Below are 19187 nucleotides of genomic sequence, written 5' to 3'. Positions count from 1 at the left end.
ACAATTTCGGGCGCGGTGTAGGTAACGATCTCGAGGGAGTGGATTCTATGGCTACGATGACAGCGGTTCAGCCGGGGACTTTTGGTTTTCCTGTGTCGATTAAAAAACGGTATGAGAACTTTATTGGCGGGGAGTGGGTTGCGCCGCTTTCGGGGCAGTATTTTGAGAATGTGACGCCGGTGACGGGGCAGGTGCTGTGCGAGATTGCGCGGTCGAATGCGGCGGATGTGGATCGCGCCTTGGACGCGGCGCATGCGGCGAAGAAGGCCTGGGGGAAGACTTCGACGACGGAGCGCGGCAGACTGCTGGAGAAGATTGCGCAACGCATCGAAGACAACCTGGAGATGCTGGCGACGGTGGAGACGTGGGACAACGGCAAGCCGATTCGCGAGACGATGGCGGCGGATATGCCGCTGGCTGTCGATCACTTCCGTTATTTCGCTGGGGTGATTCGCGCGCAGGAGGGATCGATCTCGGAGATCGATAAGGACACGATTGCGTATCACTACCATGAGCCGCTGGGTGTGATCGGGCTGATTATTCCCTGGAACTTTCCGATTTTGATGGCGACGTGGAAGTTGGCGCCGGCGTTGGCGGCAGGGAACTGCGTGGTGTTGAAGCCGGCAGAGCAGACGCCGATGTCGATCCTGGTGCTGATGGAGTTGATTCAGGATATTTTGCCGCCGGGTGTGGTGAATATCGTGAATGGATTTGGGCTGGAGGCGGGCAAGCCGTTGGCTTCGAGCAAACGGATTAACAAGATCGCGTTTACGGGTGAGACGACTACGGGGCGGCTGATTATGCAGTATGCCTCGCAGAATATTATTCCGGTGACGCTGGAGCTGGGTGGTAAGTCGCCGAATATATTTTTCAAGGATGTTGCCAGTGCCGATGATGCTTTTTTCGACAAGGCGTTGGAAGGCTTTACGATGTTCGCATTGAACCAGGGCGAGGTGTGTACTTGCCCTTCACGCGCACTGATTCAGGACACGCTCTACGATCAGTTCATGGAGCGTGCCCTGAAGCGCGTACAGGCGATCAAGCAAGGGAATCCGCTGGATAAGACGACGATGATCGGAGCGCAGGCTTCGAGTGAGCAGATGGAGAAGATTCTTTCTTACTTCGACATCGGCAAGCAGGAGGGTGCCGAGGTGCTGGCAGGCGGTAAGCGCGCTGCGCAGACGGGCGATCTGGCGGAAGGGTTCTATGTCGAACCGACCGTATTCAAAGGCAATAACAAGATGCGCATCTTCCAGGAGGAGATCTTTGGGCCGGTGGTTTCGGTGACGACGTTCCATGATGAGGATGAGGCGCTGGCGCTGGCGAATGACACTCTGTATGGGTTGGGCGCGGGCGTTTGGACGCGGGATATGAATCGGGCGTATCACTTTGGACGGGCGATTGAGGCGGGGAGGGTGTGGACGAACTGCTATCACCTGTATCCGGCTCATGCGGCGTTTGGAGGATATAAGCAGTCGGGCGTTGGGCGTGAGAATCACAAGATGATGCTCGAACATTATCAGCAGACGAAGAATCAACTGGTGAGCTATAGCCCGAATGCGATGGGATTCTTCTAGGCGTCCTGCCGGACGGGCTTCCTACGCGGAGGGCGATCACTTCGTGACTTTTGTACTGTCTTTGGCGGGGCGAGCTGTTTGGCAAATGATTCATCTGGAGGCAGGATTGAGCGATTTGCCGGAACAGGTTGTGACGACGCCTGCTGCTGTGGAGTTGATGGGCAGGCTGTCGGACAAACATGGGGAGCTGATGTTTCATCAGTCGGGAGGTTGCTGTGACGGCAGCTCCCCCATGTGTTATCCGCGAGGGGAGTTTCTGGTGGGGGACAGCGATGTGTTGCTGGCTACGCTGGAGGGAACTCCTTTTTATATGAGCAGCAGCCAGTTCGAGTATTGGAAGCACACGCAGCTGATTCTGGATGTGGTACCAGGGCGTGGGGGGATGTTTTCGCTGGAGAACGGAGAGGGGGTACGGTTTCTGATCCGGTCGAGGGTGTTCACGGATGAGGAGATTGGGGCGCTGCGGTCGGCCGGGCGGATCTGACGTTTGGGTTTGATGCAAAGTTAAGAACAGGCAACTACAAAAGCAGATTCCTCTGCTGCGCTGCGGAATGACAACAAAAAATGCTACGGAATGACAACAAAAAGATGCTGCGGAATGACAACAAAAAATGCTACGGAATGACAACAAAAAGATGCTGCGGAATGACAACGAAGGAGCGCGTAGCCTCAGAGAAGTGTGGAGTTTTGGGGAGTTAAAGGAATATTCAAACGCACGAGCGCGTTATTTTTTGGCCAGGCACTTGGCCATGATGGCGGAGTGGAGGCGTTCGCGGAGTTCGGTGGAGACCTCGTAGATCTCGTTGCCCTTGTAGACCTCGATGGTCTGGTGGGTGGTGTTGAGTACGACGCGGCAGTGCTGGCAACCAGAGGTGTGCTCGCTGATCTCGGCGCGGAGCTCGGTGGTGAGCTGGTCGTCGAAGTAGTCGGAAAGATGGCTCAATAGGTCCGTGCAGTTCATGCTGGCTGGCCCTCCTGCTTCTGCCGGAAGTAACGGCTGAGACGCTCGCGTAGTTGAAGGCGCGCTCGCAGCAATCTGGATTTTACGGCGGGGACGCTCAAGCCGAGTGCCTCCGCAGTCTCTTCTGTTGAGAGATTCTCAACGTCGCGAAGGGTAAAGACAGTGCGAAAGCCAGGAGGAAGTCCCTGGATGGTCTTACGGAGGATGTCGGCGAGCTCGGCTTGGTTGTATTGCTGCTCGGGGTTTGGCCGCCACTCGGCAAAGTCACGAGGGATAGATCCTTCTTCGGTTTGGACGTCTTCGTCCATGGAGACGGTTTTGCTCGTCTTACGCTTGCGAAGGCGCATGAGGCTCTCATTGACGGCGATTCGGACGAGCCACGTCGAAAACTTTGAGTTTCCCTGGAACTGGTCCAGCTTCTCGTAAGCTTTGAGGAATGCGTCCTGCGTGATGTCTTCGGCGTCTTCACGGTTTTGAGTAATATGCTGCGCGACCCGGAAGATCTGGCGCTCGTACTGACGAACCAGTTGCTCAAATGCTGCGGTGTCCCCTTCTTTCGCGCGCGCTACAAGCGCTACGTCGGGGTGTACCTCTTCCGTGACTGGAGATTGGATGGCGGGCATGAGCAAAACGGTGCGAAAACAGGCACTGGAATCGTCCCGGTTTGTTAAGGGCCGGAAAACCAATACCTCCAACATAGTAAATGTCGCTGGGGCAGAGAGCAAAGTTAGGAAGAGCAAACTTCCCCTGAGTGGGCACTTCTCGTGACAGATGAAGAAGGCGGTTACCGGAGAACGAGGCTTGAAGTGGCCGAGCTCTCCGGTGTTGCCGGACATTGATTGCTAAGTGGGTTAGCAGGCAAATTTGCGGCGAAGTGCACCGGCGGCGCCAATGAGACCGGTCCCAAAAAGAATGAAGCTGCTGGGTTCGGGTGTTGGGCTGGCGGTGACGTTGGTGAAGATGAAGTTGTCGTCGTTGTAGTCGAGGTCGGAGCCACTGAGGGGCTTCAGGCCAGTGACTGGAAGGTCTTCCATGCCGACGTAGGTGCCGGAGGGAATGCCGCTGATGCCGCCGGAGTACGGTGTGGAGTAGGCGTGATTGTAGCCGTCGTCGTTGTAGTTTTTGGGAGATGGGTCGCCGAAATAACCCACGGAGCTGAAGTATTGGCCGGTCGATATGTTGTCGATGATGAAGACGAGACTATCGCCAGCTTTGACCGAGAGTGAGACCGAGGAACCAACTGCGGAGCTGTGGTTGTCGAGAGATGGAGCGGTCATCTTGCCTGAGGTTTTGTCCCAGAGGATGATCTTGTCTTCATCGCCTGCATCTGACGAGTAGAAGTAGGCGGTAACGCTGCCAGTGGCGGTTGCGGTGAAGTTCTGGTCGGGCGCGAGCTGGCCAACGTTCGCGTAGGGAATATTGTCAGCAAAGAGTGGAGCGGAACCTGCAGCAAGAATTGATACAAGGGCGATCAAAGATAGACGCATTTGGTTTCCTCGGGTAGATCTGTAACTCTTGCAAGGAGTTATAGCAATCGGGTCACCAAAGGAAAGAAGTTGCATTTTCTTGCACATACATGGGGTAGCTGTGATTTCGGTCTCGGTAAGGGAAAATGTTTAGACACAGAGTGGGAAACGGGTTGGAGTGACCGATTTTGGGACAGGAGACGGCTGATTAGGGGATGAGAAGGGTGTAGCGTGAACGTACCGCAGCGTATCTGCGGTGGTTCGTACTCGATTGCGGCAACCGTTGAGAAGCAACGCAGCTTTAGAGTGGAGATGTGGGTTGGAAAGACAAGGAAATGATGGCAACCATCGGAGATAAGGTCAGGTCAGCGACGATGGCTGCGTTTTTAGTGACGCTGACCGGGCCATTTGTTGCGATAGGCGCGACCAGGCAGACGCAGACGCAAACACCGTCGACGCCCGCGACGACCACGACGAAGAAGCCAGCACCCAAAGCGAAGACAACGACGCCTGGCAAGGCTACGAACGGCAAGTCGTCGAAGACTACCTCATCCGGGAAGACGACCAAGGGTAAGAGTAAAGCGCATACGGCTTCGAGAAAACCGACGGCCCAGACGATTCGCCTGACGAGCGCGTTTAAGGCCTCAGAGCAGCTTCGTCCTATGGCGCAGCAGTTGGCGCTTACTCGCTCTGCTGCGGCGTACAGCGGTGTGGAGAACTATGCGAGGACGCATCCGGGTGAAGGAGCGGCTGCGGCGCATCTGGCGTTGGGGCATGCTTACATGCTCGATCATCGGTATGTCGATGCGATAGGCAGCTTCCATCAGGCGAACGTGAGCGGTACTGCGCTGGACGACTATGCGGACTACCTTGGAGCCCAGGCTGCAATTCAGGCGGGACGTGGATCGGATGCGTACGCTCTGCTCGATCGCTTCGCCGATCGACATCCGGAGAGCATCTTCGATGCGAATGCGCCGGTGTTATTGGCGAACGCTCATTTGCAGCAGAACGATCCTCAGGGCGCGCTGCGAGTGTTGGTACCGCTCGCGGATTCGGCTCAGGCCTCGCATGTCGATTTTCGCTATGCGCTGGGGCGCGCCTATCAGATGTCAGGCGACACGACGCACGCAGCGGCGGCCTATCGGAGTTTATATGTTGGTTTTCCATTGAGCGTGGAGGCGGCGCAGGCACGGACGCAGATGCAGGCGATGGGAATGCCGCCGACGGTTGCTGAACGAAAGACTCATGCTGATCAACTGTTCAATGCAAAGAGATATGCTGAGGCGGGCGAGGAGTACCACTCGATCGAAAAGGATGGTTCAGGGCTGAGTGCTGCCGATCATGACGCTTTGCTGATCTACGCCGCGGCTTGCGATATGAGGTTGAAGCGGATCAGTCGTCGAGAGGTGGAGAAGCTTCCTGAAACGAAAGACGACAGTGCTGCGTTGAAGCTTTATATGCTGGCTGAGCTCTCGCGAACGGAAAACGATCAAGCCGCACATGATGCCTTGATTGCGAAGATGGTAGCGGAGTTTCCTTCGAGCAGGTGGCTGGAGGAGGCGCTTTACTCGGGCGGCAATATGTATCTGCTGAAGCATGACCCGCAGCAGGCCACCTATCACTACTCACTGCTGGTGAAGATGTTTCCTTCGAGTACGTATGCTGCGTCGGCACACTGGCGTGCTGCGTGGATGAACTATCGGCTGCATAACTACTCGGAAGCTGCGCGTTTGATGGATGAGCAGATACAAGGGTATCCGGCAGGTATTGAGGTGCCAAGCGCGCTCTATTGGCGGGGCCGGATTTACGAGGATGAAGAGAAGAACTTTGGTCAGGCGGTGAACTACTATCGCGCGCTGAACAGCTCTTATATTAATTTTTACTATGCGTTGCTGGCGAGACAACGACTCAATGTGCTGAAGGGGCAGGGAAGTACAACGGCTCCAGCGCCGGTGCTGAGTTCGGTGCATGTGCCGGTAGTTCCAGAGTTGACCGGGGAGTTGCCGGAGAATGAGCCGCATTTGATTAAAGCGAGGCTGCTGGCGAATGCTTCGCTGAACGAATACATCGGGCCGGAGATTCAGGCGAGCTCGACGTCGAGTGAGTGGGGGGCGCTCGCGCAGGCTGAGATTTATTCCTCCTACGGCGAGACGACGCGAGCGATTCAATCCATGAAGCATAGCGGGATCTCATTTTTCTCGATGCCGCTAGATCAGGTCCCCACGGTTTATTGGAAGCTGCTGTTTCCGCAGGCTTACTGGAGTGACCTCGCTGCGGATGCTCAAAAGAATGGACTGGATCCTTATCTGGTGGCGTCGCTGATTCGGCAGGAGTCGGAGTTCAACGCGGGTGTGGTGAGCCACGCGAATGCGTATGGGCTGATGCAGCTGCTGCCTTCGGTGGGGAAGTCGATGGCGAAGAAGCAGGAGATGAAGGGCTTCAACGCGAACCAGTTGCTGAACCCAAGTGTGAATCTGCAGTTGGGTACGGAGAATCTGCGACTGGTGCTGGAGCGGTTTGACGGCCAGCCTGAGTATGCGCTGGCGGCGTACAACGCAGGGGATGTCCCGGTGCGGCAGTGGATGGCAATCGGCAACTATAAAGACATTGCCGAGTTTGTGGAGTCGATTCCGTACACCGAGACGAGGGAGTACGTTCAGGCGATACTGCGGAATCGAGAGATATATCGTGCTTTGTACGCTGGCCAGTGAATGAATCTGACTGGGGTCTCTCTGTGCAAAATGGGGGATTGACAGGGGCAGGAAATCCGTTATTCTTTGCACCAGAAGCAGTGCATTTCTTGGCCAGAAGATCGGCCTCAATGGGAGGTCTCTTCCGCAGCCTGAAGTGGGTGATGGCGCTAGAACGTGAGTCAGCAACGAAGACAACCGTTGGACGAAGAGGCGAGTATGGTAGCGGAGTTGAACCTTATTGAAGTGTGGATCCCGGAGCAGATGCAGCCGGGTACGTTGTTTATGTTGGAGCAGGCAGGTGAACTGGGTAAGGCGGACAATCCCTACTGGGCTGTGCTGGCTTGTCCGTCGTGCGGGTCGCTGGGTTTGATCACGAGGCAGCAATGTGCTGGACTGGAGTCGATGATTTGTGGGTCGGCAGATTGCTCGGCAGAGTATTTTCTTGAGGATCAAACGATCCGATACCGTCTCGCGAACTAAGATTTTGAGCAAAGAAAAGCTGCCTCCGAAGAGGCAGCTTTGTGGTGTGAGAACGCTGTAGTGTCGCGTGTGAAACTGCGGTGTAAGCGACAGACTTTATCGGGACTTCAACTGCAATCGTGATTGTCTTTTCAGTTAATACATGCTGATGGGATTTCTTGCTTCACCGCAACCTGTATCTTCTTGAAGTCGGCGTTGCTCTCCAGCATTGTGACGATTTCTCTTCCGATCAATAGCGATGCGGTAGCGGCTGGCGAAGGTACATTGCAAACGTGAAGAATCCTATCCTGATAAACAAAATGAAAATCGTCCAATAGATTCCCGCGACTGTCCAAAGCTTGAGCTCGGACGCCGGAGCCTGCTGGCTGGATGTCCTGGTCGGTCAGACTGGGTAGCAGTTTTTGAAGCGCTCGTGTGAACGCCTGCTTGTTCCAGGAGCGGTAGACTTCTCCCATTCCGCTCTTCCAGTGGCGAGAGGCCATCTTCCAGAAGCCACCGAACGAAGCTGTTGAGAGTGTGTCGGAGAAGTCGAACGATGTTCGAGTATAGCCCTCCCGCTTTAACGAGAGCACCGCGTTTGGGCCGGCTTCGACGCCGCCATGAATACGCTTGGTGAAGTGAACTCCTAAGAATGGAAAGCGGGGGTCCGCAACGGGATAAATGAGGCCTTTGATGAGATGTTGTTTCGCGGGTACGAGCTCAAAGTATTCGCCGCGGAACGGCACGATGCGAAGTCCGAGGTTGGCGCCAGCCATCTTCGCGATGAGGTCGCTTTGCAGTCCAGCGCAGTTGACGGCGAAACGCGCGTGAATTGCGCCTGAAGTAGTCTGCAGAACAATGCCGTCGGCGTCACGCACGATGCGCGTGACGCCGGAGCCGGTAAGTACTTCACCTCCGTCTTTTTTTATGAGCTCGGCGTACTTACCGGAGACGATTTTGAAGTCAGTGATGGCGGTGGTCGGCACATGGATGCCGCGCAGACCCGCTGCGTTAGGTTCAATCTCGTGGATCTGCTCGGCGTTTAATTCTCGAAGGCCAGATACACCATTCGCGCGACCGCGGCGCAACAGCTCATTTAGATTAGGTATCTCGCGCTCTTCGGTTGCGACGATGATCTTGCCACAGACATCATAAGGGATTGCGTGCTCCTCGCAGAATCGGATCATGGCCGCGCCGCCCTCTACACATAGCCGGGCTTTTAGCGAACCTGGCTTGTAGTACAAGCCAGAGTGGATGACTCCACTGTTGTGTCCTGTCTGGTGAGATGCAACTTCGTTCTCTTTATCGAGAATGACGACCTTCAGGTCGGGATTTCTACGGGTGAGTTGCAAACCTACGGCGAGCCCGACGATTCCGGCTCCAATAATGGCGATATCGCAGTGTTTGTCGTTCATGCTGCCAACACATTTTTCGCCGTCGCTTTGGCGATGTAACTACAATTAGGTGCGCGCACGGAGATATCCTTCTAAGCCATCTCGCCAATCAGTGAATACGTTCAACTGAGCTGCTTTTAATGCGTGATTTTCAAGGACGGAGTATTTCGGACGCGAAACCTTTGCCGGAAACTCTCCTGGCCGTGCCTTTTCCAAGCGAATTTTAGTGCCTGTGGCGCGGAAGATTTCGTCAGCGAATTCGTACCATGAGCAGCTTCCTTCGGCGGTTCCGTGGTAAAGACCGTAGTGTGTCGAGCGGCTGAGTGCAACCAACTGCTCTGCGATCTGCGCTGTGGGTGTAGGTGTAACGAACTCGTCGTCAACGACACGAAGTTCGTCGCGTTCGCGAGACAGCTTCAACATCATCTCGACGAAGTTAAGCCCGCCCTTTGCGCGGCATGGCTGATGGCCGTAGATTGCGGAGACGCGGAGCACGAAGTATTTCGGGGCAATAGCTGCTGTGTAGTGCTCTCCTGCCAGCTTAGTAATTCCATAGGTGTTGAGTGGAACGGCAGCGTCGCTTTCCAAGTACGGAGCACCTTTCTTGCCGTCAAAGACGTAATCCGTGCTTACGTACGCTATTGCCGCGCCTGCCTGTTGTGCCCATTGGGCCACGTACTTTGCACCCAATGCGTTGCCTTGGAAGGCGGCGAGGGGATCGGCCTCGCATTTCTCTACATGATGCATGGCTGCAGTATTGACGATGAGCTCCGGCATTGAAGCTGCAAGAACCTCATTGACTGCGGAAGGCGAAGTTACCTCGATATCCGAATGGGTGAGACCGATGACCTGGTCACCATTTTGAAGAAAGGCCGCGCACACATCGCTGCCGAGTTGTCCATTGGAACCGAGTACCGCAACCTTCACCGAGCGCCTCCAGCAGTCTGGGCCAACGCATAGCTGCCGACTGGGTTCATTTTTTCGAGCTCCTTGAAGACGTGAATGTTGTAGTACTTGCAGTTGTCCCAGTCGCCGCACTTGTCCATATTGCTGATTAGGCTGCGCACGATGGACCTGACGGTGTGATGCGGATGGAAGCTCAGCACGGTATTGGCACGATCGATTGAGACCTTATAGTTTCGTGCATCCCTGACGTGCTTGATATCGAGCGCGATCTTTTGGCCAAACTCTTCTTCGACTGCAAACTTCACGAGATCGGCTACTTCACCCACGGTATGGTTGCCGGATGCAATGTTGAAGATGCCATTGAGGGATTCGTTGGCCTCTATGGCGCGTGTGTAAGCCATAACAGCGTCTTCGATTGCGAGGAACGGCCTCCATATCGCTGGATCGTTGACGTGAATCATTCCTTCTTTCATTGCACACTTAAACATCGTGTTGACGAGCAGATCGTAACGCATGCGAGGGCTGTATCCAGAGACGGTGCCCTTGCGTAGAGCTATGACAGAAAAGTCCGAATCGACCATCTGCATGACGGCGCGCTCTCCCTGCAACTTGGAGATGCCGTAAGGGTTCGCTGAATTGACGGGGCAGTCCTCATCGAAGAGTTCGTTCTCTGTGTATCCGTACACGGAACACGAACTCGCGTAGATATACCGCTTCACCTTCGCCTTCTTGGCGATGTAGGCGAGATATGCCGGCGCTGACGCATTGAAGATGAAGTTCTTGGCAGGTGAAAAATCAGCCATCGGATCGTTTGATAGACCGGCCAGAAAGATGACTTGGTCGTAGCCCGCAAGATCGGACACCTGCAGATCAAAGATGTTTTTTTCGAGGACGCCGACATAGCTCGGGAGGTTATTGCCGAACCAGAAAAGATCGACGACGTCGATCGTGTAGCCACGATCCAGAAGGTGCGGAATCAGCGCGGAGCCGACGTAGCCAGCGCCACCTGCGATAAGAATGCGCATTATTTCACTCCCCCAACAAATGCTGAATTGGATTGATAGACGATGTTGTCAGACAGTGGCGATGCAAGCCACTCTTTCAAAGATTGAGCCTTGGCATCTTTGGCAGATACTGTGACATCTGTAAGTGGCCACTCGATGCCGATCTCCGGATCGTTGTAGGAGATGCCGGACTCTGCCCCTGAGTTGTAAATCCCTGTGCACTTGTATTGCACTTCGCATTCGTCAGTAAGCGCACAGAAGCCGCGTGCAAATCCGTACGGCGCGTATACCTGCTTCTTGTTGTCCGCTGTAACTTCGAGACCGAACCATTTACCCAGGGTGGGCGATCCCTTGCGAATATCTACTGCGACGAGAAAAGCTGCGCCATGAGTTACCCGCATCAGCTTACTCATCGGTGGCTCCCACTGAAAATGGAGACCACGGAGAACTCCTTTTGAGGAGCGAGAGTGATTGTCCTGAACCCATTCGGTAGGCAATCCCATGTCCCTAAAGTTGTCTTGACGGTATGTCTCCATGAAAAAGCCGCGATCATCGCCTAAAACTTTTGGTGCGATAACTATGACGTCTCCACCGAGATGCGAACTATCTAACTCCAACGGCATGGATTTACTCTCCGATGAAAAAGTGGTTAAGGCTAGAGACAATTTGCAGTGTTACGTCAGACGCATCGCCAGAACGAGTCGCCCTTTAGGCAAGGGTCAAACTGTCAACCGGGTTTTGCGTCTCTGATTGCTGGCTGAAGCAGCACCTGTTGCGGCCAGGATCGGAGCTAAATCGTCGACCCCGTGTGATGGCATGAATGCGTCGATGTCATGTAACCGTCGTTGTTTTTGGTCGTATACGTACCCGAGCCAATTTCGGTAGATGCACGCGGCCGTTGAGTGCCAGTTATCTTCGAGGTTTGAATTCCCAAGAACAGTTGAGCTTTTAACGAGAAAATCCTCACGAGACTGTGATTTGACTTCAGCCTGTAGCGCTGCCAATGCAATCACAGTGCTGTCATCGAAATAGCCTTGCGGCATAAGTGGATATGTATTTGTCTCTCCGCGGAGATAGCGCCCAATATCTCTGCGGTATTCAAGTAGCAAAGTATTGGATTCATACTCCGGATGGCCCTGAAAGAAGACGAAGAGGCTCTTATCCTCTTTTATAAATGTGTCAACCCCAATGTGCGGGGAGTGCGTTAGAATCGTATACGCATGATCGAGCAACGCGTCTTCAGAGATACCATTCCATCGGGAGTGCGGAAGTTTGAAGGATGCTGGTGAATCTTTCATTAATGGGTGATCCGACTCTTTCGCACATTCAAATACACCGCAATGTTTGTGTTTGTTTTTGATCCGACTGATGCCATCCATATGCAACAGTGCAGCGTGCGCGGCGAGGCAGGACCAGATGGTCGAATAAGTATTGTCCTTGGACCATTCAAGAACTTTTACAAAGTCTTGCCAATAGGGCTCGTCTTTGAGATTCGGTGTCAGAGGTTCTCTGCCAGTCACTATGAGCCCGTCGAGCTTTTTGTCGGAAAGATTCTCGGCATTCGAATAGAAACTCTTGACGTGAAGAGCACCCTGCTCGTTTCGGGGGATATTAGATAGCGCGTGAAACGACAGCTTGATTTGCATATCTCCCGATGCAGACTCAAGCAGAGAGATAAACTGACGCTCTGTTGCTTCTAGCGCCCCGTCGGGCATGTTGTTGATCAGTCCAATCGTGACGGATTTGTCCGACCGATCATGGAGAGTTTGAGACGGCTTGCTGCGAAGCAAGTTCGTCCGTACGGTTCTGTTCTCACCAGAAAAATTGGGATCCAAACAAACGGGCATTAGACTCTCTCCCGAAACATTTACACGAGCTATTTGAGGAATGTGTCAGCGGGTTGATGCGCTGAGTGCTTGATCTAAATCTGCAATGATGTCGTCAATGTGTTCGATTCCAACGCTGAGGCGAATCATCTCTGGAAGAACCCCCGCGTGACGTTTTGCTTCGTCTGACATTTGTCGATGGGTCGTCGAAGCTGGATGGCATGCTAAGGATTTTGCGTCGCCTAAATTGACAAGTCGAGTAACAAGCTTCAACGCGTCGTGAAATTTAATCGCTGCTTCGTAGCCTCCACCGATTCCGACTGTCATCAGCGAGCAGGCTTGCCCATTCATATATTTTTGGGCCATCGCATGATAGGGACTCTCTGGGAATCCAGCGTAGTTCACCCAGTTAACCCTTGCGTCGCGTTTTAGGAATTCAGCTACCTTTCTGCCGTTCTGTACATGACGCTCGATCCGTAGAGCCACCGTCTCTATGCCTTGCAGCAGTAGGAAGGAACTTAGTGGCGATAGAACAGCTCCCGTTGTGCGTTGATAGAAGCTGCGGCACCTTCCTAAGTACGCGCCTTTTCCGAAGTGCTCTGTGTAGACCATGCCATGGTATGAGGCGTCCGGCTGGTTGAACATGGGGAATCGCGAAGCGTGCTCTTTCCATGAAAAATTACCACTATCGACAATTGCTCCGCCGAGTGTGGTGCCGTGTCCGCCCAGGAACTTTGTGAGGGAGTGAAGAACTATATCGGCTCCGTGCTCGATAGGCCTCAGGAGGATGGGTGAGGCGACCGTATTGTCGACGATAAGTGGTATTCCGTGTCTGTGGGCGAGACTAGCGAGGGCCTCAATATCGCAAATATTTCCGGCGGGGTTGCCAACGCTTTCACAAAAGATCGCAGATGTTTTATCGTCGATCAGTTTTTCTAACGCTTGAGAATGGTCTGTTTCGGCGAAACGTACCGTTATACCTTGGCTCGGCAGAATGTGAGCGAATAGAGTGTGAGTGGTTCCATAGAGTTGTGGAACGGAGACGATGTTGCTTCCCAACTGAGTAACGTTGAGGACAGCATAGTTGACCGCTGCTTGTCCGCTGCTCACGCAGAGAGCGTCCAGCCCTCCCTCGAGCGCTGCGACTCTTCGTTCCAGCACTGCAGTGGTTGGGTTTCCTATGCGGGTATAGCGATAGCCTTCTACTTCGAGGTTGAATAATGCCGCGGCATGATCGGCGCTATCGAATGCATAGGAGACGGTTTGATAGATCGGTACAGCTACAGCTTTGGTTGTTGGGTCAACTTCATAGCCACCGTGGATCGCGATCGTGTCCCGTTTCATTTTTACCCGTTTCTGGCCTGCGCAGGTGTGAGCGCTTCCTGCGTCGAAGAGTATTGACCAACACCTTCGTCGACGAGACGGTTCATCTCGTCTACCACCCAGCGGATGTCGGCTTCCGTGGTCTTGAAACTAGTGATACATGCGCGTAAGACAGGAGTTCCGTTGAGATTTGCTTCTGACATCCAGACGATCTGCTGCTCACGCAATGCTGCAAGAAATTGAGTGGTGTCGAGGCCGTCTCGAGTGAAGCATACGAGAGGAAACGCTGTTGTATTGACGATTAGCCATCCGGAGGACTTGAGAGATTCGCGTAACACCTGTCCCATCTGAGTCTGGTGCTCAATCATCTCAACGTACCCCGATTCGCCGTGTTGTGCGAGGGCTAGGAAGAGCTTCAGTCCGATAAAACGGCGAGACCATTGCGCCGATGTCGTGTATGGGTCATCAACAGATCCATCCGTCTTTCGGGGCATGTACGAGACTTCAGCTCGGAAGGCCTCTGCGACAGCTTTAGGATGACGGCAGAAGAACATCCCTGCTCCCATCGGCACAGAAAACCACTTGTGGGCATCACAGGTAATCGAATCTGCGGCGTCAATACCGGTGAGATGGTGCCTGAGCTTCTCAGAGATGATTGCAGCACCGCCCCATGCAGCGTCAACATGAAACCATAGGTTTTCTTCGCGGCAAAAGCGCCCTATCTCCAGTAGCGGGTCGATCGCTCCGGCTGCCGTCGTCCCAGCGGCGCCAACCACCATAAATGGAGCGAATCCATTCTTTCGATCGTCCGCCACACGTTTCTTGAGATCAGCGATATCGAGCTTCAAAGATGAATCCGTTGCTACCGTGCGTAGTGCTCTTCTACCAAGTCCCGTCATGTGGGCGATCTTGTTGAAGGAGTGATGCGCCTCTGCCGTTACATAGATTGTGGGTAATGCGGCGAGATGTCTGAGTCCATGTTCGCCATAAGTCGGGAAAGCGTGAGTTAAGGCGATAACGACCGCTGAGAGATTAGCCTCGGATCCACCGCTCGTGAAGGTTGCGCTTGCATCTGCAGGCAGGCCGAATTTTGCAATGAGCCAGTTAAGAGTATGTCTTTCGATCTCGTTCCCCGCCGGCGAGGTACGCCAGTTGGCCAACTGGGGGTTGTACATTGCTACCAGCGTTTCTGCAACGACAGACGCGAGTGTCACACTAGGGTTGAAGAGGCCGAAGTAACGAGGGTGTGTGACCTGAACTTGCCAGGTGCGTAACATGTTTTCTACATCGGCGACGACTACTTCCAGAGCCATCGTCTTTTTGAAGTCATAGCGCGACGTGAGATAACTTCGAATCTCTTGCGGCGTCACAGCCGGGACTATGGGGCCCATTGCGATTTCAGACTCCACCCTTTCGAAATCACTCCGGAACTCATCTATGAACATTCCAATCCTTCTTCCGCTTGTGGCGATAAACATTTTCAAATCTAGGCTGCCGCCTCGATAGTGCGCAGCACGGGTTGTTTTGTTTCCCAGAAGAGTGAACTATCAGCGAAGGCTGCTATAAGCGAATCTGTCCGAATTGAATGCGCTCGTAGAGGGCCTTGTCGAGCGGAAGAAATGCTTCAGATTCAGGATTGTCGAAATAAATGACATCGGCTATAGCCACAGGATTAAATCCCTGACGCATTAGGTCAGTTTTCGAATATTTGAAGGTTCCGGTCACTTCAACGTCATCTTGAATTCGCAAGAATAGCGGGCGCGCATAGGCAGGAAGGCGACTTACGAGATGTTTCCGGAATGCTGGTAGATCCATTTCACGCTCAGTGACAAGTGCGGCCATCCCGCCTCTGCCTTCAGTCCCAGGAATTGCGACACCGTAGACATTGGCGTGTTTGACACCCGGAAATGCGCAGATTGCTTCTGAAACTTCAGAGGTCGCAACGTTCTCACCCTTCCATCGAAACGTGTCGCCGATGCGGTCGACAAAGTAGAAAAAACCCTTCTCGTCTTTTCGCATAAGATCACCGGTACGAACCCAGGTATCGCCTGACTCGAAGACGTTGCGAAGTATCTTATCGTCGGAAGCCTGTTTGTTTGTGTAGCCCTCGAATCGGCTGCCTACGTTCGATGGGTCATCCACAACTTTACCGATAGCTTCCCCAACTTCATTTTGAGCACATCGAATGCAAAATCCGTGCTCATTTCGGACAGGTTGATTTCTCTCGACGTCGAACATCACTAGTGCCGGTGCGAACCGATGCGATAAGTACGCAGGAATATGTCCAATGGCCCCACGTTTTCCTTGGACGTTGAATAACGAAACACCACCTTCAGTGGCTGCATAAAATTCGAAGATTTGGGGAATCTTGAACCGATCCTTGAAACCATCCCACACTTCGGATGCCAGTCCATTGCCACATGCCATCCTGATTCGATGATTTTTCTCGTCCGGAGAGGGAGCAGCGTGAAGCAGGTAGCGGCAGAGTTCACCGATGTATTGAAATACTGTGCAATCCCAACGGATGACATCGCTCCAGAACTGACTGGCTGAAAACTTCTCCCGGATGACGACAGCTCCACCGCCGACTAGAGCGGCACCCGGGACCAATACCCCGCCGATGCTGTGGTACATCGGGAGGCAGCTGTATATTCGATCTGTTGGTTCGGCGCCCATCATTCCGGCGAACCAAAGACTCCACTGAAGAATGCGAGCATGGCTAATGTTGGCTGCCTTAGGCAGGCCAGTAGTGCCGGAGGTAAAGATGTACAGTGCTCGATCGTCGATGGTTAGTGATCTGCGCTCTTCTTTACTCAACGTGTTATCTGCATAGCGCTCGATCTCAATATCAATCGATTGATATGACGCGTGCCTACTTCCGTGGGTCCAGATCCCTGGTGAAGGCGTAAGGTTCGGTAGCGCAGTGTTCAACGAGTCCATAAACTCGTCAGAAACGATCAGATGTTTAGGCGACACGATGTTTACACAGTGAGCTAGCGATGGGCCAACCAGGTTGGTGTTGAGCAGCGCTACCACGCCACCGACGCTGGTAATACCTAGCCATATAGCAAAGTATTCGGGACGGTTCGTCATCAAAAGGCAGACGACTTCACCTTTAGCGACGTCTTGGTCAAGCGCCCATCGAGCATATTGATTGGAACGTTCAACGAGGCCTCGATATGTCAGGCACTCCCGATCGGATAGCAGAGCCGGTTCATCGCCAGAGCGTATGGCGAGCTCTTCGATTAGCGTCGAAAAGACACGATCGCGATTGCGTGGAATGGGCGCAGTTAGTTCCAGGGCGCGCAGCCAAGCCTTTGAAGGAGAGGCGGTGACATCGATTGGAGCCATTGTTTGAAGGTCAATCATGCTGTATTGCCTGCGTCGACGGTGAGTACCGTCCCTGTAATGTTTTTTGCTTTGTCGCTGAGGAGAAACTCGACCGCATTTGCTATGTCGTCGACATCTGCAAGACGCTTCAATGCACTGCGGCGCTGAATTTGCTGACGTTGCTCCTCTGTAAGAGCTTGTGTCATGTCGGTTTCGATGAAGCCTGGAGCTACCGAATTTACGGTTATTCCGATACGGCCGACTTCGCGTGCTAACGATCGGGAAAAACCGATAATCGATGCTTTCGTTGCCCCATAAGCCGAGAGACCACTGTAGCCAGTGAATGCCGTGACGGAAGACATATTAACGATGCGACCGCAGCCATCCGCCATCATTGAGCGCACTACCTGTTTGGTGAGCACCATGGGCGATAGAGTATTCACACGCACAAGCTGTTCGATCTGTGATACGGGCATCGTCGCGAGCACACCTTCGAAGCTCACACCAGCGTTATTAACTAATCCATAGATGGGACCGAAGTCCTTGCGGAGGGTTTTGACTAAGTCGGAGATGCCTTCGATATTAGCGAGATCAAAGGGGAAAAACTGAAAGGATCCCGGAGCCGCGGCTTCGGCTTCCATCATTGCCGTAGTGAGTTCGTCGTTCTTCTTACGAGCGACAGCTATAGCGCGATATCCGGAGCTCGCCAGTTTTCGAGAGATACCGAGACCGAGCCCCCGACTTCCACCTGTAACGATTACATTACGCATTGCGCCGCACGAGCTTGCCTGACTCAGCGACCGTTAGAGCGGGAATGAAGTTGATTGCTGACGGGACTTTGTAGGCCGAAAGAGCTTCACGACAGAGCAAAAGGATATCGCCTTGGAGTGCGCGCACATCGCGCTCAGGTCCCTGCGTTTCTCGAAGAACTACGTCCGCAACAACGAGAGAGCCTGTAATTGGATTCTTTTTTGTACGAACCATCGACATCTGAACCTCGGGATGCCGATTGATAACAGCTTCGATCTCTTCAGGGTGTACTTTAAGGCCCCCGACGTTGATGACTCCATCTCGTCTGCCGACGAAGTAATAGCGGTCATCCCGCAATTCGACCAAGTCACCCGTATCAACGAAGCCTTCTGTGTTTTTGAGAAACGCGGGATGGTCACCCAGATAGCGGCTTGCTGTGCGAGTCGAACGTATCTGCAGGGTTCCGGTATCTACTCTCATTTCGACGTCAGGGGTCTGTTCAACCGCGGTTGCCGGAAAACCTGCGACACCATCGTTTACCTCGAAGGCTACACCTGCCTCCGTCGATGCGAAAGCGTGGGCGATTCTAGCTTGAGGGTAAAAGGCCTTGAGGTTATTGAGTATCGCCTGATCAGCGATCTCTCCTGACAGGCGGACATATTCTGGCTGGATAAGACGAGCTGAGGGGCTCATCAGCGCACGACGCCACTGGGAAGGTGTGCCGGAGATGTGTGTAACTCCGTGCGAGGCGACGCGAGCGAGAAAATCCGCAGTAGACTCCTTTGCGTCTGAGAGTACTAGCGACGTTCCGGTAAGGGCGGCACGAAGGAATATCTGCAGACCACCGTAGCGTCGAATGTCATAGAAGGTGCTCCAAACTACTTGCCCCGCTCGAGGGGTTTTCTCTTTGATTGCGCCGGCGAGGCTTGCCAAGTTGTGCACTACCAACTTCGGCAGCCCTGTCGTGCCGGAGGTCAGAAGAATCCATTCGGTTTGGTGTTCTACTTTCCGGTCGTAATTTCCGGCCACCAGCTTTGGACTGGTGGGACAGAAGCAGAGGGGGCGGCGGATGTCTAACCCAAGTATCGTGCGATCAGATACAACCGCATCAACATTCGCCGATTCGATGATGTAAGGTAGATGTTCCACTGGTAAATCAGGTGTGCAAAGTACAATTCGCCTCGCGACGCCGTCGAGTTCCATGAGCGCCGACGCAGTGGTGAACTGGCTCGTTGTGGTCACGAGTACAGATCGACCTGAGAGCTCATCGCCTCGACCATACAGGGCTGACCCTGCAATAAGATCGGTTAGAGCGATACTTGCCTCTGCGCCAAATACAGCACGCCCAGAAAGATTTCCGGCTGTGCCTAGCGCACTTCGTAGTGATTTCCATTTAGTTTGTCGCATCGTCATAGATTTCACGAGCTTAGGTTAGTGGTCGAGAAGAGAAGTGGTGGCCCGTTTTCGGACGACAAGAGGGAGTACATCTCGCAGGAAG

Annotated in this window: 17 protein-coding genes; 4 read left to right on the top strand and 13 right to left on the bottom strand. The window is 53.6% G+C overall.

Annotated features, from left to right (window positions below; all coding sequences use genetic code 11):
• The first annotated feature begins 47 nt into the window (after positions 1-47).
• On the top strand, positions 48-1577 hold the full coding sequence (adh, locus tag RBB82_RS02645) for an aldehyde dehydrogenase (protein WP_433973573.1): 1530 nt from the start codon (positions 48-50) through the stop codon (positions 1575-1577).
• 106 nt (positions 1578-1683) lie between these two features.
• Positions 1684-2061: a DUF779 domain-containing protein gene (locus RBB82_RS02640; RefSeq protein WP_433973572.1), complete on the top strand. Its 378-nt coding sequence runs from the start codon at positions 1684-1686 to the stop codon at positions 2059-2061.
• A gap of 240 nt (positions 2062-2301) precedes the next feature.
• Here the strand turns inward: RBB82_RS02640 and RBB82_RS02635 are convergent, their stop codons facing one another.
• The 3 genes from RBB82_RS02635 to RBB82_RS02625 all read right to left on the bottom strand — a co-directional run bounded on the left by RBB82_RS02635 (position 2302) and on the right by RBB82_RS02625 (position 4025).
• On the bottom strand, positions 2302-2538 hold the full coding sequence (locus RBB82_RS02635) for an anti-sigma factor family protein (protein ID WP_433973571.1): 237 nt from the start codon (positions 2536-2538) through the stop codon (positions 2302-2304).
• Entirely contained in the window at positions 2535-3161 is a 627-nt protein-coding gene (locus RBB82_RS02630) for an RNA polymerase sigma factor (RefSeq protein WP_158943962.1), read from the bottom strand. Before RBB82_RS02630 ends, RBB82_RS02635 begins: the two co-directional genes overlap by 4 nt.
• Positions 3162-3389: 228 nt before the next feature.
• Positions 3390-4025: a PEP-CTERM sorting domain-containing protein gene (locus tag RBB82_RS02625; protein ID WP_433973570.1), complete on the bottom strand. Its 636-nt coding sequence runs from the start codon at positions 4023-4025 to the stop codon at positions 3390-3392.
• 314 nt (positions 4026-4339) lie between these two features.
• Here RBB82_RS02625 and RBB82_RS02620 point away from each other — a divergent pair, with 314 nt between their 5' ends.
• Both RBB82_RS02620 and RBB82_RS02615 read left to right on the top strand, forming a co-directional pair.
• Complete coding sequence (locus tag RBB82_RS02620) at positions 4340-6715, top strand: transglycosylase SLT domain-containing protein (protein WP_433973569.1); 2376 nt, start codon at positions 4340-4342, stop codon at positions 6713-6715.
• A gap of 198 nt (positions 6716-6913) precedes the next feature.
• Positions 6914-7177: a hypothetical protein gene (locus tag RBB82_RS02615; RefSeq protein ID WP_433973568.1), complete on the top strand. Its 264-nt coding sequence runs from the start codon at positions 6914-6916 to the stop codon at positions 7175-7177.
• Between the two features lie 131 nt (positions 7178-7308).
• Here the strand turns inward: RBB82_RS02615 and lhgO are convergent, their stop codons facing one another.
• The 10 genes from lhgO to RBB82_RS02565 all read right to left on the bottom strand — a co-directional run bounded on the left by lhgO (position 7309) and on the right by RBB82_RS02565 (position 18931).
• The gene (gene lhgO, locus RBB82_RS02610; RefSeq protein ID WP_433973567.1) at positions 7309-8571 is read right to left on the bottom strand and encodes an L-2-hydroxyglutarate oxidase; all 1263 of its coding nucleotides are present in this window, start codon (positions 8569-8571) and stop codon (positions 7309-7311) included.
• 45 nt (positions 8572-8616) lie between these two features.
• Positions 8617-9477: a dTDP-4-dehydrorhamnose reductase gene (gene rfbD / locus RBB82_RS02605; protein WP_433973566.1), complete on the bottom strand. Its 861-nt coding sequence runs from the start codon at positions 9475-9477 to the stop codon at positions 8617-8619.
• Positions 9474-10481, bottom strand: a complete 1008-nt coding sequence (locus RBB82_RS02600; protein WP_433973565.1) for an NAD-dependent epimerase/dehydratase family protein — start codon at positions 10479-10481, stop codon at positions 9474-9476. The genes rfbD and RBB82_RS02600 overlap by 4 nt, the downstream gene beginning before the upstream one ends.
• Positions 10481-11083, bottom strand: coding sequence for a dTDP-4-dehydrorhamnose 3,5-epimerase (gene rfbC / locus RBB82_RS02595; protein ID WP_433973564.1), 603 nt, complete (start codon positions 11081-11083; stop codon positions 10481-10483). Before rfbC ends, RBB82_RS02600 begins: the two co-directional genes overlap by 1 nt.
• 96 nt (positions 11084-11179) lie before the next feature.
• Positions 11180-12307 carry a homoserine O-succinyltransferase MetA gene (metA, locus tag RBB82_RS02590; protein WP_433973563.1) on the bottom strand — a complete coding sequence of 376 codons (1128 nt, stop codon included), beginning with the start codon at positions 12305-12307 and terminating at the stop codon, positions 11180-11182.
• A gap of 45 nt (positions 12308-12352) precedes the next feature.
• Positions 12353-13630, bottom strand: a complete 1278-nt coding sequence (locus RBB82_RS02585; protein ID WP_433973562.1) for an O-acetylhomoserine aminocarboxypropyltransferase/cysteine synthase family protein — start codon at positions 13628-13630, stop codon at positions 12353-12355.
• Positions 13631-13632: 2 nt separating this feature from the next.
• Positions 13633-15000 (bottom strand): pyridoxal phosphate-dependent decarboxylase family protein, encoded by a 1368-nt coding sequence (locus tag RBB82_RS02580; RefSeq protein WP_433973561.1) that lies wholly within the window; start codon positions 14998-15000, stop codon positions 13633-13635.
• Positions 15001-15169: 169 nt separating this feature from the next.
• Positions 15170-16978 carry a long-chain-acyl-CoA synthetase gene (locus RBB82_RS02575; RefSeq protein ID WP_433973559.1) on the bottom strand — a complete coding sequence of 603 codons (1809 nt, stop codon included), beginning with the start codon at positions 16976-16978 and terminating at the stop codon, positions 15170-15172.
• Positions 16975-17709, bottom strand: a complete 735-nt coding sequence (locus tag RBB82_RS02570) for an SDR family NAD(P)-dependent oxidoreductase (protein WP_433973558.1) — start codon at positions 17707-17709, stop codon at positions 16975-16977. The genes RBB82_RS02575 and RBB82_RS02570 overlap by 4 nt, the downstream gene beginning before the upstream one ends.
• Complete coding sequence (locus tag RBB82_RS02565) at positions 17702-18931, bottom strand: long-chain fatty acid--CoA ligase (RefSeq protein ID WP_433973557.1); 1230 nt, start codon at positions 18929-18931, stop codon at positions 17702-17704. The genes RBB82_RS02570 and RBB82_RS02565 overlap by 8 nt, the downstream gene beginning before the upstream one ends.
• Between the last annotated feature and the right edge of the window lie 256 nt (positions 18932-19187).

This window comes from Tunturiibacter lichenicola, from assembly GCF_051013355.1.
GTDB lineage: Bacteria > Acidobacteriota > Terriglobia > Terriglobales > Acidobacteriaceae > Edaphobacter > Edaphobacter lichenicola_F.
Note: the sequence above shows the minus strand (reverse complement) of the source record. Positions and strands in the feature narration are given on the sequence as shown.